The organism is Mesorhizobium sp. M0047 (assembly GCF_040323315.1).
In the GTDB taxonomy this organism is placed as follows: Bacteria; Pseudomonadota; Alphaproteobacteria; order Rhizobiales; family Rhizobiaceae; genus Mesorhizobium.
This window is the reverse complement of record NZ_JAMYUW010000061.1, coordinates 1-14,586: the sequence shown is the minus strand read 5'-3', so window position 1 is coordinate 14,586 and position 14,586 is coordinate 1. Positions and strand designations below refer to the sequence as shown.

The following is a 14,586-nucleotide window of genomic DNA, read 5'->3' as shown; positions in this document are numbered from 1 at the left end:
CGCCGCGTCTTCGACCGAAAGCTCCGCAGTGCAAACGCCGTGCGTTTTGCCGCATCGCAGGCGTGCCCATACCATTGCCGTAATAAGTGTGGTACTGCGCCGGCAATCCTGAAAGCCCGGAAAACCTATATGTCCGCTCCCCGCGTGAGTTTTGTCAGTCTTGGATGCCCGAAGGCGCTGGTGGATTCGGAGCGTATCATCACGCGCTTGCGCGCCGAAGGCTACGAGATCGCACGCAGGCATGACGGTGCCGACCTTGTCGTCGTCAACACTTGCGGCTTTCTCGATTCCGCCCGCGACGAGTCGCTCAATGCCATCGGCTCCGCGCTTTCGGAGAATGGCCGGGTCATTGTTACCGGCTGCCTCGGCGCCGAGCCGGATGTCATTCGCGAGAGACATCCCAATGTGCTGGCGATCACCGGACCGCAGGCCTATGAGAGTGTGATGGCGGCCGTGCATGAGGCCGCACCGCCTTCACACGATCCCTATATCGACCTGCTGCCGCCGCAAGGCGTCAAGCTGACGCCGCGCCACTACGCCTATCTCAAGATTTCCGAAGGCTGCAACAACCGCTGCACCTTCTGCATCATTCCCGCACTGCGTGGCGACCTCGTCTCGCGGCCGGCGGCCGATGTGCTGCGCGAGGCCGAGAAACTGGCCAAGGCAGGCGTCAAGGAACTCCTCGTCATCTCGCAGGACACCAGCGCCTACGGCATCGACATCAAGTATCAGACCAGCATGTTCGGCGACCGCGAAGTGCGCGCGAAATTCCTCGATCTGTTCGAGGAACTGGGCAAGCTCGGCATCTGGGTGCGCATGCACTATGTCTACCCCTACCCGCATGTCGCCGACGTCATCCCGCTGATGGCGGAAGGCAAGATCCTTCCCTATCTCGACATTCCCTTCCAGCATGCCTCGCCGCAGGTGTTGAAGAACATGCGCCGCCCAGCACATGGCGAAAAGACACTCGAGCGCATTCGCGGCTGGCGCGAGGTCTGTCCGGATCTCGCCATCCGCTCGACCTTCATCGTCGGCTTCCCCGGCGAGACGGACGACGATTTCGAGATGCTGCTCGACTGGCTCGACGAAGCCAAGATCGATCGCGCCGGCTGCTTCAAATACGAGCCGGTCCGGGGCGCCCGCTCCAACGAGCTCGGCCTCGAACAGGTCCCGCAGGAAATCAAGGAGGCGCGCTGGCACCGCTTCATGCAGCGCCAGCAGACGATTTCAGCGACGCAGCTTGCCAAAAAGATCGGCAAGCGCTTGCCGGTGCTGATCGACGAGGCGCAAGGCACATCGGCAAAGGGCCGCACCAAATACGACGCGCCCGAGATCGACGGCTCCGTGCACATCCAGTCGCGCCGTCCACTGCGTCAAGGCGACATCGTCACCGTCAAGATCGACCGCGCCGATGCTTATGACCTCTATGGCTCGGCGGTTTGACGGGCGCTATTTACTACATCCGGCGATAGTTAGGGTCCTTAACCCGTTCAACCGCGATCCGCAGTAGAGTTTCCGTACTATAAATACGGAAACTCGGATGGACGCCAAACCTGCGGGGCAAGATTATATCGCGACGCTGGACCTGCTCAGGCTGGCGGCAGCACTTGCTGTCGTGCTCTTTCACTATTTCTTTCGCGGCGCGGCCGCCGAGGGCTTTCTCGCCGAGAGTTATCCGCTTGCAGCGCCGTTCGCCCTCTACGGCTATCTCGGCGTCAATCTGTTCTTTCTGATCAGCGGTTTCGTCATTGCCTGGTCGGCGGAAAACCGCAGATGGGGCGAGTTTGCGGTCGCACGTTTCGTTCGCCTTTATCCTGGCTTCGTGCTCTGCATGACGCTCACCTTCACGATGGTTATCCTTGCCGGCACACCACTGATTCCAGCCGCTTTCAGTCAGTATGCCGCCAATCTGTCGATGTTCGCACCGGCCTTCGGCCAACCCTTCATGGACGGCGTCTATTGGTCGATCGTGCTAGAGTTGGTTTTCTACGGCTGGGTGACGCTGGCGCTTTTCACCGGGCTCTTCCAGAAACGCAAGCTAGAGCTGATTTTCGTCTGGCTGGCGGTGTCGGCGTTGAACGAGTTTTTCGTAGGCAGCGGCGCGGCAAGGCTGCTGTTCATCACCGAGTTCGGACCGTTCTTCGCCGCTGGCGTGGTGTTTCATCACATCCACGCACACGGCCGTTCACTACCGGCTTTGCTGCTGCTTGTCGCATCATTCCTGATGTCCTGCGGCACACTGTCGGTGACGCAGCGCTGGATGCAGGGCCACTACGGCATCGCAGTTACATCGGCCAATCTCGTCCTCGCCAATGTCGTCATGCACGCGGCCTTGATCGGCGCGGTGCTGTTGCGCAACCGTGTCAGGCCGTCGGCGCTCACCCTGGCGCTGGGCGGCCTGACCTACCCACTCTATCTGCTGCATCAGAAGATCGGTTATCTCGCGATCAATGCCGCCGCACCCCTGATCGGCAAATGGTTTGCCGCCCTCGGCTGCATCGCGCTCATGCTGGTTGTTTCTTGGCTGATCTGGCGCACGTGCGAACGACCGGCTCAGCGGCTGCTCAGGATCTGGCTCGGCCTCGCGGTCGATCGGTTACGACGTGGCCGCGATATTCAAAGAGACGGGCTCCGGGACGAAGCTAGATCGTGTTGAGCGCAAAAAAGTCATGGCGCTTGCACGAGCCAGACAGTCGGCAAATTCGATAAAGGAGTTACTCAATGATTTCGTTAAGGCCAATGCGAGACAGCGAGTTTGTAGCTTATCTCGACTATTTTATTCCTGACTACGCATCCGAGATCGCCTCGAACTACCGGCTTTCCGATAATGAGTCTCTTGCACAAGCGAAACAGGAAATCGCATCTGACTTACCTGACGGCGTCGATACGATCGGCCACGTCTTGCTGTGCCTGGTCGATCCGACCGGAACCCCTGAAAAGGTTATTGGGTACCTATGGTACAAACAGGATCCGACGATGCGCGCGGCATTCATCAGCGATTTTCACATCTTTCCTGCCTATCAGGGTCAAGGCCTCGGTAAGCAGGCCTTAGAAGTTCTTGAAAACGACCTGAAACGCAAAGGCTTTCAACAAATAAAGCTCCGAGTGGCTGATGATAACAAACGCGCCAGGCATGTTTATGAAGCCACGGGATTTCGGGTAACCGGAATCAACATGAGCAAACCGCTCGTGTCGAAGTGAACGCCATTTCGCCTCCTACCGGAACCGACCCCCTCTATGTCGGGCTCGCGAGATTTCGTCACACACAAGCCGAGGCACAACATGCCGAATGAAAAAGGGCGCCTCGCGGCGCCCTCCTCATTTGTATCGCTCGCTGCTTACTGCGGCAGCTTGTCGTCGACACCCTTCACATAGAAGTTCATGCCGAGCAGCGTGCCGTCATCGGCGACTTCGCCATCCTTCAGCCACGGCGTGCCGTCCTGCTTGGCGATCGGTCCGGTGAAGGGATTCCAGCCGCCGGCGATCTTCTTTTCGGTGGCTTCCGCCATCGCCTTCACGTCGTCGGGCATGTTGGTGAAAGGCGCGAGCTTGACCGCGCCATCCTTGATGCCGAGCCAGACATTGTCCGGCTTCCAGGTGCCGTCGAGGGCTGCCTGGACCCGGCTGATATAGTACGGACCCCATTCGTCGGTCAGCGCGGTCAGCTGCGCGTTCGGCGCGAACTTGATCATGTCGGAGGACTGGCCGAATCCGTGCAGCTTGCGCTCCTCGGCCACCTGCAGGGCAGCGGTCGAATCGGTGTGTTGGACGATGATGTCGGCGCCTTGGTCGAACAGCGCCTTGGCGGCATCGGCTTCCTTGCCGGGATCGAACCACGAGTTCACCCAGACGATCTTGGCCTTGAAGTTCGGGTTGATCGACTGTGCGCCGAGCATGAAGGAGTTGATGCCCATCACCACTTCGGGGATCGGGAACGAAACGATGTAACCGGCGACGCCGGACTTGGATTCCTTGGCGGCAATCTGGCCAAGCACATAGCGGCCTTCGTAGAACCGCGCATTGTAAATGCCGAGATTGTCGCCGGTCTTGTAGCCGGTTGCGTGCTCGAACATCACCTTGGGGAATTTCTTGGCAACCTTCACTTCGGCGTCCATGAAGCCGAACGATGTGCCGAAGATCAGCTTGCAGCCTTCGCGCGCCAGACGCTCGAAAGCACGGTCGGCATCGGGGCCTTCGGAGACGTTTTCAAGGTAAGCGGTCTCGACCTTGTCGCCCAGCGCCTTCTCCACCTCGAGACGGCCCTGATCATGCTGGTAGGAATAGCCGAAGTCGCCGATAGGACCGGTATAGACCCAGCACGCCTTCAGCTTGTCCGCAGCCTCGGCGGTTGCCGCCAGCGATAGGGCGGCGGTCGTTGTCATCAGGGCAATAAGCAGTTTTTTCATTGTGTTACCTCTCTGAGTTAAGCCTTGGAGCTTCCCGTTTGTTTTTGTTGTCAACGATCCGGAACGAATGGCTGCCCCAAGGAAGCCGGCGTGTTCATCATCGTCAGACGCTTGTTGCGCGAGATTAGAACGAGAACCACGACGGTTGCCAGATAGGGCAGAGAAGAAAGCAGTTGAGACGGAAATGATTTTAGGAAAGCGATGACCTTGTAGATCACCCAGGGAGCATCGACGAAGTCTTGGAGGTTGATCGCCTGCACGTGAAGCTGGCCAACCCAAATGGCGCCGAAGATATAGGCGCCGGCCAGCACCCGCCATGGCCGCCACGAGGCAAACACGACCAGTGCCAGCGCGATCCAGCCGCGGCCGGCAGTCATATTCTCAACCCATTGCGGCGTGTAGACCAGCGACAGATGGCCGCCGGCGAGGCCGGCGCAGGCGCCACCGAAGATGACGGAGAGATAGCGGTAGCGAATGACCTTGATGCCAAGCGCATGCGCCGACGTATGGCTGTCGCCGATGGAGCGCAGTGTCAGCCCGGTCCGGGTCTTGAACAAGAACCACGTGACGGCAGCTGTGAGCGCAATCGAGATGTAAAAGATCGGGTCCTGGCCGAACAGCAATCGGCCGATCACCGGGATCGAGGTCAGGCCGGGAATGTCGAGGTTGGGCAGCCGTTCGCCGGGCTGACCGACGAAGCTCGTCCCCATCATGCCGGAGAGGCCGAGCCCGAGCAGCGTCAGCGACAGGCCGGTCGCCACCTGGTTGGTAGCCAGAGACAGCGTCATGACGGCAAACAGCAGCGAGAACACGGCGCCCATGGCGATTGCCGCCAGCAGCCCGATCCAGGGTGATCCCGTGAGGTAACTGACGCCAAACCCGCCAACGGCGCCCATGATCATCATGCCTTCGACGCCCAGATTGAGCACGCCGGAGCGCTCGACCACCAGTTCACCGATCGCTGCGATCAGCAGCGGCGTTGCCGCCGTGGCGATGGTCAGAAGGATGTTTACGGTGATGTCCATCAACGGGCTTCCTTCAGCTTGGGCTCCGGATCGAGTTTCGCGGCACCCTCCGGTTTTGTCAGCGCCAGGCCGATCAGGCGGATGCGGTAGTGGATGAGCGTGTCGCAGCCGAGCACGAAGAACAAAAGCATGCCCTGGAATACCCGCGCCACCTTGTCGGAGATGCCGAGTGCGCTCTGTACCGCTTCACCGCCGAGATAGGTCAGCGCCAGCACCAGGCCGGCGGCGACGATGCCGAGCGGGTTGAGGCGGCCGAGGAACGCCACGATGATGGCGGTGAAGCCGTAGCCGGGCGAAATGACAGGCTGCAGCTGGCCGATAGCACCCGAGACTTCCGAGATGCCGGCAAGCCCTGCCAACGCGCCCGACAGCAGGAAGGCGAAGAACACCATGCGTTTGAGGCCGAAGCCGGCGAAACGCCCTGCCCGCGGGCTTGAGCCCAGCACGCGCACCTCGAAACCCTTCAGCATGCGGCTCATCAGGATCCAGATCAGCACCGCAGCGATCAACGCGAAGACAAATCCCCAATTCGCCCGACCGGCGTCCGGCAGCAGTTCCGGCAATACGGCTGAGTCGCCGAACTGGATCGTCTGCGGGAAACCGTGGCCTTGCGGATCGCGCCAAGGACCGCGCACCAGCCAGTCGAGGAAAAGCTGGGCGACATAGACCAGCATCAGGCTGGTCAGGATCTCGTTGGTATTGAACCGGGTCTTCAGGAAGGCGGGGATCGCCGCATAGACCGCACCGCCGACCATGCCGAGCAAAAGCATCAGCGGCAGCACCAGCGGCCCCTCGAATTGCGGAAACAGCACCGGAATGATCGAGCCGAAGATGGCGCCGAAGATGAACTGTCCTTCGGCACCAATGTTCCAGACATTGGCCTTGTAGCAGACCGACAGGCCGACAGCGATAAGGATGAGCGGAGCTGCCTTGATCGCCAGCTCGTGCAATTGCCAGACCTGGCTGATCGGCTCGATGAAATAGATATTGAACGCGGTCAGCGGGTTGACGCCGAGCAGTGCGAACATGATGGCGCCGGCGATGATCGTCAGCGCGAAGGCGATGAACGGCGATAGGGCTGAAAACAGCGCCGAGCGCTGCGGGCGTTTGACGAGTTCGAGGCGCATCATGCCGTCTCCATCGTGTGTTCGGCGTGACCGGGTTCGGCGCCGCCCATCAGCAAGCCGACTTTTTCGAAGGTCGCTTCGGCGATCGGCATCGGCTTGGACAGCGCGCCATTGTGCATGACCGCGATCGCATCCGATATCTCGAACAGCTCGTCGAGATCCTGGCTGATCACCAGCACCGCCGATCCGCTGCGCGACAACTCGATCAAGGCTTGGCGGATGTGGGCGGCGGCACCTGCGTCGACGCCCCAGGTCGGCTGGTTCACGACCATGACGCTTGGCCGGCGGTCGAGTTCGCGGCCGACGATGAACTTCTGCAGATTGCCGCCCGAAAGCGCCGCCGCCTCCGGATCCGGCGCGCTCTTGCGCACGTCCATCGCCTCGATGATGCGTTGAGCGGCGGCGTAGATGGCCGCGCTATCGACCATTCCGCCGCCGCCGACGAAGGCCTTGCCGTCGGTGGCGTGGCGCGACAGCAGCAGATTTTCCGAAAGCTTCATGCGCGGCGCGGCGCCGTGGCCGAGGCGTTCTTCCGGGACGAAAGCGGCGCCCAGCAGGCGCCGTCCGGTGATGGAGAGATTGCCTGCATTCTTGCCGCGGATCCGCACCGAGCCGGCATCCTGCTGCAATACTTCGCCTGAGACGGATTCAAAGAACTCGCCCTGGCCGTTGCCGGCGACGCCCGCGATGCCGATCACCTCGCCGGCCCGGACATTCAGGTCGATGCCCTTGAGCGGGATCGAGAACGGCGTCGCCGGCTTGCGGCTGAGGTTGCGGATTTCGAGAAGTGGCTGTGCCGTGGCGATGCCCTCGACGGGTGCGCGCACCACCGCCTGCACCTCGTTGCCGACCATCATGCGCGCCAGGGATGAGGCGGTTTCCGCACGTGGGTTGCAGTGGCCGACGACCTTGCCATGCCGCAGCACGGTGGCCCGGTCGCAGATGCGTTTGACCTCTTCGAGCCGGTGCGAAATGTAGAGGATGGATTTGCCTTCCGAACGCAGCCGATCCAGCGTCTCGAACAGTTTGTCGGCTTCCTGCGGCGTCAGCACCGAAGTCGGCTCGTCAAGGATGATGAGCTGCGGCGTTTGCAGCAGGCAGCGGATGATCTCGATACGCTGGCGCTCGCCCACCGACAGGTCGCCGACCAGCGATTCAGGATCGAGCGGCAGGCCGTAGCTGAAAGAAAGCGCCCTCGCCTTCGCCGCAATGCTGCTGATCGGCGAACCGTCGTCCAGCGATAGCGCAATGTTCTCGGCCGCAGTCAGCGCCTCGAACAGCGAAAAATGCTGGAACACCATGCCGATGCCGAGTTTTTTGGCCACGCCGGGGCTGGAAATCCTGACCGCCTGGCCGTTCCAGAAGATCTCGCCGGAATTGGGCTCCAGCGAACCGAACAGCATCTTGACCAGCGTCGATTTGCCGGCGCCGTTTTCGCCGAGCAAAGCGTGGATTTCACCCCTGGCGATGTCGAGATCGATATGATCGCACGCCGTCAGCGTGCCGAATATCTTGGTGAGGCCACGGACCTCGAGCAGGTTTGTGCCGTCCTGATTTGCACTCACAGTGCCTCCCATCTGGTTAGCCAGACATGTTCTGTGTTCCCGAAAGCATGGTAGGCGCGGCCGGCTCCCATCGGAAAGCGGCACGCGTCTTGAAAGAGCTTCAAGAATTTCAGCGGAAATTCAAGCAATAGCAAGGAAGAACGGACTAAGGGACTGTTTTGGCCGCCAGAGTAGAGTTTGTAATCGGTCTCTAGGGAATGAGAATGGTCGTTCCCGTTGTCCTGCGGCCCTCGAGGTCCGAATGCGCCCTGCCCACGTCTTTCAGCGCGTAGCGCTGGTTGATCTTGATCTTGACGGCGCCACTGAGCACGACCTCGAACAACGCTGCGGCGGAGGCTTCGAGGTCCTCGCGCTTTGCATTGTAGACGAACAGCGTCGGCCGGGTTGCGAACAACGAGCCCTTCTGCGCCAGCAACGACATGCTGAATGGCGGGATCGGCCCCGAGGACTGGCCGAAGCTGACGAACATGCCAAGCGGCCTCAGGCACTCGAGCGAAGCCGGAAACGTATCGTTGCCGACCGAATCGTAGACGACGTCACACTTCCTGCCGTCGGTGATGGCGGCGACCCCGGCGACGAAATCCTGCTCCTTGTAGTTGATGACATGGTCGAAGCCGTGTTCCTTGGCGAGCTCGATCTTATCGGACGAACTGGCGGTGCCGATGACCGTCGCGCCGAGATATCTTGCCCATTGGCCGAGGATCAGCCCGACGCCGCCTGCAGCGGCATGGAACAGGATCGTGTCGCCCGCCTTCACCTTGAACGTCCGGCGCAGCAGATACTCAGCGGTCATGCCTTTCAGCATCATCGCGGCGGCCTGTTCGTCGCTGATGCCATCCGGCACCTTGACGACGCGGCTGGCGTCGATGACGCGCTCTTGCGTGTAGGCTCCCGTCGTCACGGCGTAGGCGATCCGGTCGCCGGGCTTCAGCCACTCGACGCCTTTGCCGACCCCCAGCACGACGCCGGCAGCTTCGCCGCCGGGAACAAGCGGGAACCCGCCGGGCGGCGGGTAAAGGCCGGAGCGATGATAGACATCGATGAAATTGAGGCCGATCGCCGTGTGCCGGATCAGGATCTGCCCTGCTCCGGGCTGGCCTGGATCGGCGTCCTCATAGGTCAGGACTTCCGGGCCACCATGGGCGTGAATGCGGATCGCTTTGGACATAGGCTGGGCTTCCTCTGGCTGATCAGGCCTTCTTGGCACCGAGATTGGGAAAGAACTGCATGATGCCACCAATGCTGGCGAGGTAAAGCCCCGTGATGGTGATGCCGATCTTGGTGAAGGTGCCGACTTGTTCTCCCAGCACGCCGATCTGATCGTAGAAGGCGGCGAGTGCCGCCTGTGCAAGGGCAAGCGCGCCGAAAGCACACCATAAGAGGGTCATCGCAAGGTTGATACGGCGCAGCCGCACCACCCGCACCGGATGGATGAAGTTGATCGGGACGAAAGTCAGAATGCCGGCCACCACCACCACCGCGAACGAAACCCATTGTCCGGGCTCGATGACGAACAGCGTGAACACCACCATGTTCCAGACCACGGGGAATCCCTTGAAGAAATTCTCCTTCGTCTTCATGCCGGTGTCGGCATAATAGATGGCGCTGGAGACGACGATGATCGCCGCCGACAGGAACGACAGGCCCTCGCCCATGAAGCCTCGCTGATACAGCGCGAAGGCCGGGATCAGGACATAGGTCACGTAGTCGATGATGTTGTCGAGCAGTTCGCCCGACCATGTAGGCAGGATTTCCTTGACCTCGAGCTTGCGCGCGATCGGCCCATCGATGCCGTCGACGAACAGCGCCAGCCCGAGCCACCAGAACATCGCGGTCCAGCGCTCTTCGCTTGCCGCCACCAGCGACAGGAAAGCCAGGAACGAGCCCGACGCGGTCAAGAGATGGACGGAGAACGCCCTCGCCTGCGGCCAGGTGACTTTCTTCTTCGGCCGCGGAATCCGGTCGGTGATCTTTTTGGCGGCTTTCCGGGCCGTTGTGTTCTTGCTCACGGGCCCCGCCAATCCAGCTTGCAGATTTCGGCCGAACGGCCGGCAAAATTCCAGTTGCGGCCGAAGGCCCGCATCTTGCTCTTGTCTGACCTGGCGACGATGATCTCGGGCGCGATCCAGTATTCCGAGTTGCTGATCACCGTATCCTTGTCACGATCCTTGCCGGGGACCGGTGTCACCGCACCGTCGATGATCTTCGGTATCTGGAAGATACGCGTCTTGTCACGCGTCTCATAGGTGATAGGCACTTGCTCGACGCCGAGGAATTTGCCGACGAGGATGGAGAGCAGCGATGTGGTTCCGCCTGCCTTGCCGGTGAAGATCTTCGTCAGCCCCTTGACCGCATAGACTGAGGCACGCTTGTCGATGAACAGGCCGGCGGTCCAGTTGCCGCGGCTCATGTAACCTGGGATTTCCATGACCAGCCCAAGATTGAGGCCGGATAGGTCGACGTCCCCGAAATGGCCGGCATCGATGCGAAACCCCGCCCAGGTCTGACAATAGCCTTCGGTCGGCGGATGATTGCCGAGCGACAACACGCAAGGGCAAAAAACCGTGCAATTACAGGAGAGTACTAGCTCTCCTTTCATCGCCCAGTCCTGATCTGCCATTGATTTTCCCCCACTCAGAGTGAGACTACTAGCAGCGCGGCTGCCCAGACAAGCAGTATCGCACCGGCCAGCCGGGTTGGAACCCTGCTCGCTGTTTGTTTTTCGATCAGGGTGAACAGCCCGATCAACGCCATCCAGAAGACGTTCATGACGCCGACAGCGAACATCACCATCATCAGCGCCCAGCAGCAGCCGAGGCACCAGAGGCCTTGCTTGACCCCAAGCCGGAAGATGCCGACCGGCCTTGCGCTCCAGTTCGCGAAAAGGATCGAGAACGGGTTCTTGCACTTTGTCAGGCAGGCTTCTTTCAAGCCGCTGAACTGGTAGAGGCCGGCAGTCAGAAGCGCCAGCGCACCGGCAATGCCGACGACCGGGTCCAGCATCCCGTCTGGCGAGCCGAATGCGTGGGCGGCCAAGGTCGGTGCGGCAAACGTCACAGAGGCGCCGAGCCAGACACTGAGGTAGCCGGCGACCAGCACCAGCGGATGGACGGCCGGCTCGCCCTTGATGCGTGCCGTATCGGCGATTTCGCAGTAAGTCCGGATCATCGGCGCGGCTGAAGGCAGCATCGTCGCGATCGCCATCAGGAACCACATCGAAACGAGCCCACCGGCCTGCAGGGCGAGGCTTGCATCCAGCGGCGCCGGCGACAGGCAAAGCGCAAAGAACTGTTCCAGGAAATCGGGCAGCGGCGGTTGCGGCAGCTTGCGCAGGATCGTGTCGCCGGGGGCGCTGACGCTTGCAATCCCGGCTTCGGCGCCGCGGATTGCCATCGCGGCAAGCAATAGCCAGGCGAGCAGGATACAAGCGCCGACAGCGACGTTTACCGTGACGCGAGGATTGTGCGCGATGGTGGCCGTTGCGCGGCCGGCGCGATCGAGGTGGCTGAAGTCGTCCTGCTGGCCGGTCATGTCATCCGAATGGGCCGAATCGCCGCGTTGATCAAGCGGCATGATCTGCCCTATATGCTCATCGACAGGCAGGCCGGGTGGCCGCCTCGCATTGCAAGCCGGAAGCCGATCTTGGAGCATGAGCGAACTGCGCGGATACTGGTTGCTGGCACGGGGCCGGCGGGACTGATCGCGGCGCTCGGTTTTGCCGCTGCCGGTTTCCCGGTGACGCTGGTCGGGCCGGAGACTTCCGCCCCCGATGGCCGCACGACGGCGCTGATGAACCCTGCCGTGAAAATGCTTGAGCGGCTGGGCGTGCTCGAAGAGATCAAGCCCAAGGCGGCGCCCTTGAAAGTGATGCGCATCGTCGACGCGACCAGTCGGTTGATCCGCAGCCCGGTCGTCACCTTCCGCGCCAGTGAGATAGACGAGGACCAGTTCGGGCTAAACCTGCCCAACAGCGTCCTCAATCCGGCACTCGCCAGTGCCGTCGCCACGCATGCCGGCATCGAATGGCACTGGGTTATGGTGGCGAACTGGCATCTCGATGCCCAACACGTCCGTGCCGTCCTGGCCGACGGCAGCACGGTGGACGCATCGCTGGGGGTGGCAGCCGACGGCCGCTTGTCGCCGGCCCGCCAGGCTGCCGGCATCTCGACCTCGGCTCGCTCCTATCCGCAGGCAGCCCTTGTCCTTAATTTCCGCCACAGCGGCGACCATGCCTTCACTTCGACGGAATTCCACACCGAGACCGGTCCGTTCACGCAGGTTCCCCTGCCCGGCAATCGCTCAAGTCTGGTCTGGGTGGTGAAACCCGAGACCGCGGCCGAACTCGCGGCGTTGGATGATGCAACGCTTTCGATGCGGATCGAACAGCAGATGCAGTCGATGCTGGGTCGGGTGACGGTCGAGCCGGGCCGGCAGATCTACCCGCTTTCGGCTGTGACGCCGCTGCGTTTTGCGCGAAACCGGATAGCGTTGATCGGCGAAGCCGCCCACGTGTTTCCCCCGATCGGCGCGCAGGGCCTCAATCTCGGTATCAGGGATGTCGAAGATCTAATTGGAATCGCGTGTGAAAATCGTAGTGATCCGGGAGCCGCCAAGGTCCTGGCGGCATATGATTTCAAGCGTCGGCCCGATATTCTGGCGCGCAGCAGCGCGGTCAATCTGCTCAACATGTCGCTGCTTTCCGGCATGCTGCCGGCACAGATGGCCCGCGTTGCCGGGCTCGGCGCGCTTGGCGGCTTCGCGCCGCTCCGCGCTTTTTTCATGCGCGAGGGACTTCGTCCCGGCAGCGGCTTTGCGGCGCTGGCCGGCGGCCGGCGAAGGCCGGCACGCTGACAGCGATCTTCCCGTTTCCGACAAGCTGCGTCATCGACGATCGTCGACATCGGCCGCATGCGGTAAAACCTTTGCGCCTCGTCTTGCGTAGCTTCGGAGCGCGCTGAAGCGCTTCGGGATTGAATTCAGGCCCAGTCTGCGCCAAATAAAGCCAAGGAATTCAGTGGTGAGTACGATGAAAACAGCCAAATTCGCAATCGGACAGGTGGTTCGCCACCGGCTGTTTCCATTCAGGGGCATCATTTTCGACGTCGATCCGCAATTCGCCAACACCGACGAATGGTACGAAGCCATCCCCGCCGACGTGCGGCCGCGCAAGGATCAGCCTTTCTACCATTTGCTCGCCGAGAATTCGGAGACCGAGTACGTCGCCTATGTCTCCGAGCAGAATCTGCTCGAGGATCAGTCGGGCGAACCCGTCCGGCATCCACAGATCAAGGAGATGTTCGACAAGAAGCCGGATGGGGGCTACCAGCCGAAACGGCAGTCCAGGCATTAACCGACGGTCACAAAAAAAAGCGGGGCATGACCCCGCTTCTTTGTTTGGTCCGACGATATCGGCCGGTCAGTTGGCGGTCTTCGCCTTGTCCTGCTCTTCCTTGAGCTTCTTGGCGAAATCCTGGTTGTTCTTGGCGACGAAATCCTGAAGCTTCTTCTGCCGGTCCTCGATATCCGACTGCTGCAGCGCCGGGCCGTCATAGGCGCCGCTGAAGCCCTGCAGGGCGACCTTGATCGGGTTGGGCTGGTTCTGGAAATTGACGGAGGTCAGCGTAATCGCCTGGCCTTTCTTGAACGCGGCGACGAGCTGATCGGTCAGCGGCACTTCCGCCACGCAACGATCCGGAAAGCAGATTACATAGTCGAGCTTCTGCGCCTTGCCGGTGTCGATCTGCAGGCCGATGCCGGGAGGCACCAGACGACCGGTCGGGACCGTGACCTGGAACACCTTGCGGTTCACCTTGCCCTTCAGTTCGATCAGGCTGACGCCGGTGACCAACTGGCCGTTGCCGGCGGTGGTGATGTTCTGGACATTGCAGATGTCGACGTCTTCCTGCTTGGTACAGGCCTTGAACCAGCCTTGCGGAATCTGCTGTTGCTGCTGTGCGGAAGCAGCGGGAAGTCCTGCACCCAGAAAGCCGACCACGCCAGCGGCCATGACCGACAGGCGGTACGCGTTGCTGTTCAGGCTCGTCATGTCGTGCACTTCCTCTCAAATGATCCCGGAACCGGCTTCTTCGTGCCGTGTGGTCCAGCTACCTGTTGCCGAAATGAGGCAACAGAATGACTTCGGAGGGCGTGTTACACTGCAAGCGGTGTCGAATCCAGCCCGATGTCAGCAATTGTTGAAAGCACGATTGGCCGGCGCGCAGCTGCGTCATGCTAGGGTGCGCACCGAATCATCAAGCCGACCCATTAAGGAGACGGTCATGGGCCGCGTTCTTGTTTGGCTGATCACCGCGATATCGTTTCTCGCACTTTCGCATCAGCCGGCCGCATCCGAGCCGAAGCACGCCATTGCCATGCAGGGCGAGCCAGCTCTGCCGCCCGACTACACGCATTTCAACTATGTCAATCCCGATGCGCCCAAAGGCGGCAACATCACCTATTGCGT

Annotated in this window: 14 protein-coding genes and 1 pseudogene; 6 read left to right on the top strand and 9 right to left on the bottom strand. The window is 61.2% G+C overall.

The annotated features are described in order from the left end of the window. Positions 1–129 precede the first annotated feature (129 nt). From rimO to NKJ89_RS33255, 3 genes are all read left to right on the top strand, one after another. The gene (rimO, locus tag NKJ89_RS33265) at positions 130–1,443 is read left to right on the top strand and encodes a 30S ribosomal protein S12 methylthiotransferase RimO (RefSeq protein ID WP_352608701.1); all 1,314 of its coding nucleotides are present in this window, start codon (positions 130–132) and stop codon (positions 1,441–1,443) included. 97 nt (positions 1,444–1,540) lie between these two features. Beyond that, positions 1,541–2,656 (top strand): acyltransferase family protein, encoded by a 1,116-nt coding sequence (locus NKJ89_RS33260; protein WP_352608700.1) that lies wholly within the window; start codon positions 1,541–1,543, stop codon positions 2,654–2,656. A gap of 65 nt (positions 2,657–2,721) precedes the next feature. After that, positions 2,722–3,201, top strand: a complete 480-nt coding sequence (locus NKJ89_RS33255) for a GNAT family N-acetyltransferase (protein ID WP_352608699.1) — start codon at positions 2,722–2,724, stop codon at positions 3,199–3,201. A gap of 137 nt (positions 3,202–3,338) precedes the next feature. On the opposite strand, the gene NKJ89_RS33250 is transcribed toward NKJ89_RS33255, so the two are convergent. From NKJ89_RS33250 to NKJ89_RS33215, 8 genes are all read right to left on the bottom strand, one after another. Next, positions 3,339–4,406 carry a BMP family ABC transporter substrate-binding protein gene (locus tag NKJ89_RS33250; protein WP_023757810.1) on the bottom strand — a complete coding sequence of 356 codons (1,068 nt, stop codon included), beginning with the start codon at positions 4,404–4,406 and terminating at the stop codon, positions 3,339–3,341. A 50-nt stretch (positions 4,407–4,456) separates the two neighbouring features. After that, positions 4,457–5,431, bottom strand: coding sequence for an ABC transporter permease (locus NKJ89_RS33245; RefSeq protein ID WP_031259678.1), 975 nt, complete (start codon positions 5,429–5,431; stop codon positions 4,457–4,459). Beyond that, entirely contained in the window at positions 5,431–6,561 is a 1,131-nt protein-coding gene (locus tag NKJ89_RS33240) for an ABC transporter permease (RefSeq protein ID WP_352608698.1), read from the bottom strand. Before NKJ89_RS33240 ends, NKJ89_RS33245 begins: the two co-directional genes overlap by 1 nt. Next, positions 6,558–8,135: an ABC transporter ATP-binding protein gene (locus NKJ89_RS33235; RefSeq protein WP_352608697.1), complete on the bottom strand. Its 1,578-nt coding sequence runs from the start codon at positions 8,133–8,135 to the stop codon at positions 6,558–6,560. The genes NKJ89_RS33240 and NKJ89_RS33235 overlap by 4 nt, the downstream gene beginning before the upstream one ends. A gap of 178 nt (positions 8,136–8,313) precedes the next feature. Continuing rightward, the gene (locus NKJ89_RS33230; RefSeq protein WP_352608696.1) at positions 8,314–9,291 is read right to left on the bottom strand and encodes a quinone oxidoreductase family protein; all 978 of its coding nucleotides are present in this window, start codon (positions 9,289–9,291) and stop codon (positions 8,314–8,316) included. 22 nt (positions 9,292–9,313) lie between these two features. After that, positions 9,314–10,132, bottom strand: a complete 819-nt coding sequence (gene pcsA / locus NKJ89_RS33225) for a phosphatidylcholine synthase (protein ID WP_023757805.1) — start codon at positions 10,130–10,132, stop codon at positions 9,314–9,316. Continuing rightward, the gene (locus NKJ89_RS33220; protein ID WP_352608695.1) at positions 10,129–10,743 is read right to left on the bottom strand and encodes a DUF1326 domain-containing protein; all 615 of its coding nucleotides are present in this window, start codon (positions 10,741–10,743) and stop codon (positions 10,129–10,131) included. The genes pcsA and NKJ89_RS33220 overlap by 4 nt, the downstream gene beginning before the upstream one ends. A gap of 14 nt (positions 10,744–10,757) precedes the next feature. Beyond that, positions 10,758–11,654: a DUF2182 domain-containing protein gene (locus NKJ89_RS33215; RefSeq protein WP_352608694.1), complete on the bottom strand. Its 897-nt coding sequence runs from the start codon at positions 11,652–11,654 to the stop codon at positions 10,758–10,760. A 111-nt stretch (positions 11,655–11,765) separates the two neighbouring features. Between NKJ89_RS33215 and NKJ89_RS33210 the strand changes: the two genes are divergently transcribed. Next, positions 11,766–12,974: a UbiH/UbiF family hydroxylase gene (locus tag NKJ89_RS33210; RefSeq protein ID WP_352608714.1), complete on the top strand. Its 1,209-nt coding sequence runs from the start codon at positions 11,766–11,768 to the stop codon at positions 12,972–12,974. Positions 12,975–13,149: 175 nt separating this feature from the next. Next, the gene (gene hspQ, locus NKJ89_RS33205) at positions 13,150–13,473 is read left to right on the top strand and encodes a heat shock protein HspQ (RefSeq protein WP_023757801.1); all 324 of its coding nucleotides are present in this window, start codon (positions 13,150–13,152) and stop codon (positions 13,471–13,473) included. 66 nt (positions 13,474–13,539) lie between these two features. Here the strand turns inward: hspQ and NKJ89_RS33200 are convergent, their stop codons facing one another. Then, the gene (locus NKJ89_RS33200; RefSeq protein WP_127270670.1) at positions 13,540–14,169 is read right to left on the bottom strand and encodes an invasion associated locus B family protein; all 630 of its coding nucleotides are present in this window, start codon (positions 14,167–14,169) and stop codon (positions 13,540–13,542) included. 232 nt (positions 14,170–14,401) lie between these two features. Here NKJ89_RS33200 and NKJ89_RS33195 point away from each other — a divergent pair. Next, positions 14,402–14,586 (top strand): annotated as a pseudogene (locus tag NKJ89_RS33195) (ABC transporter substrate-binding protein); the annotation flags it as partial.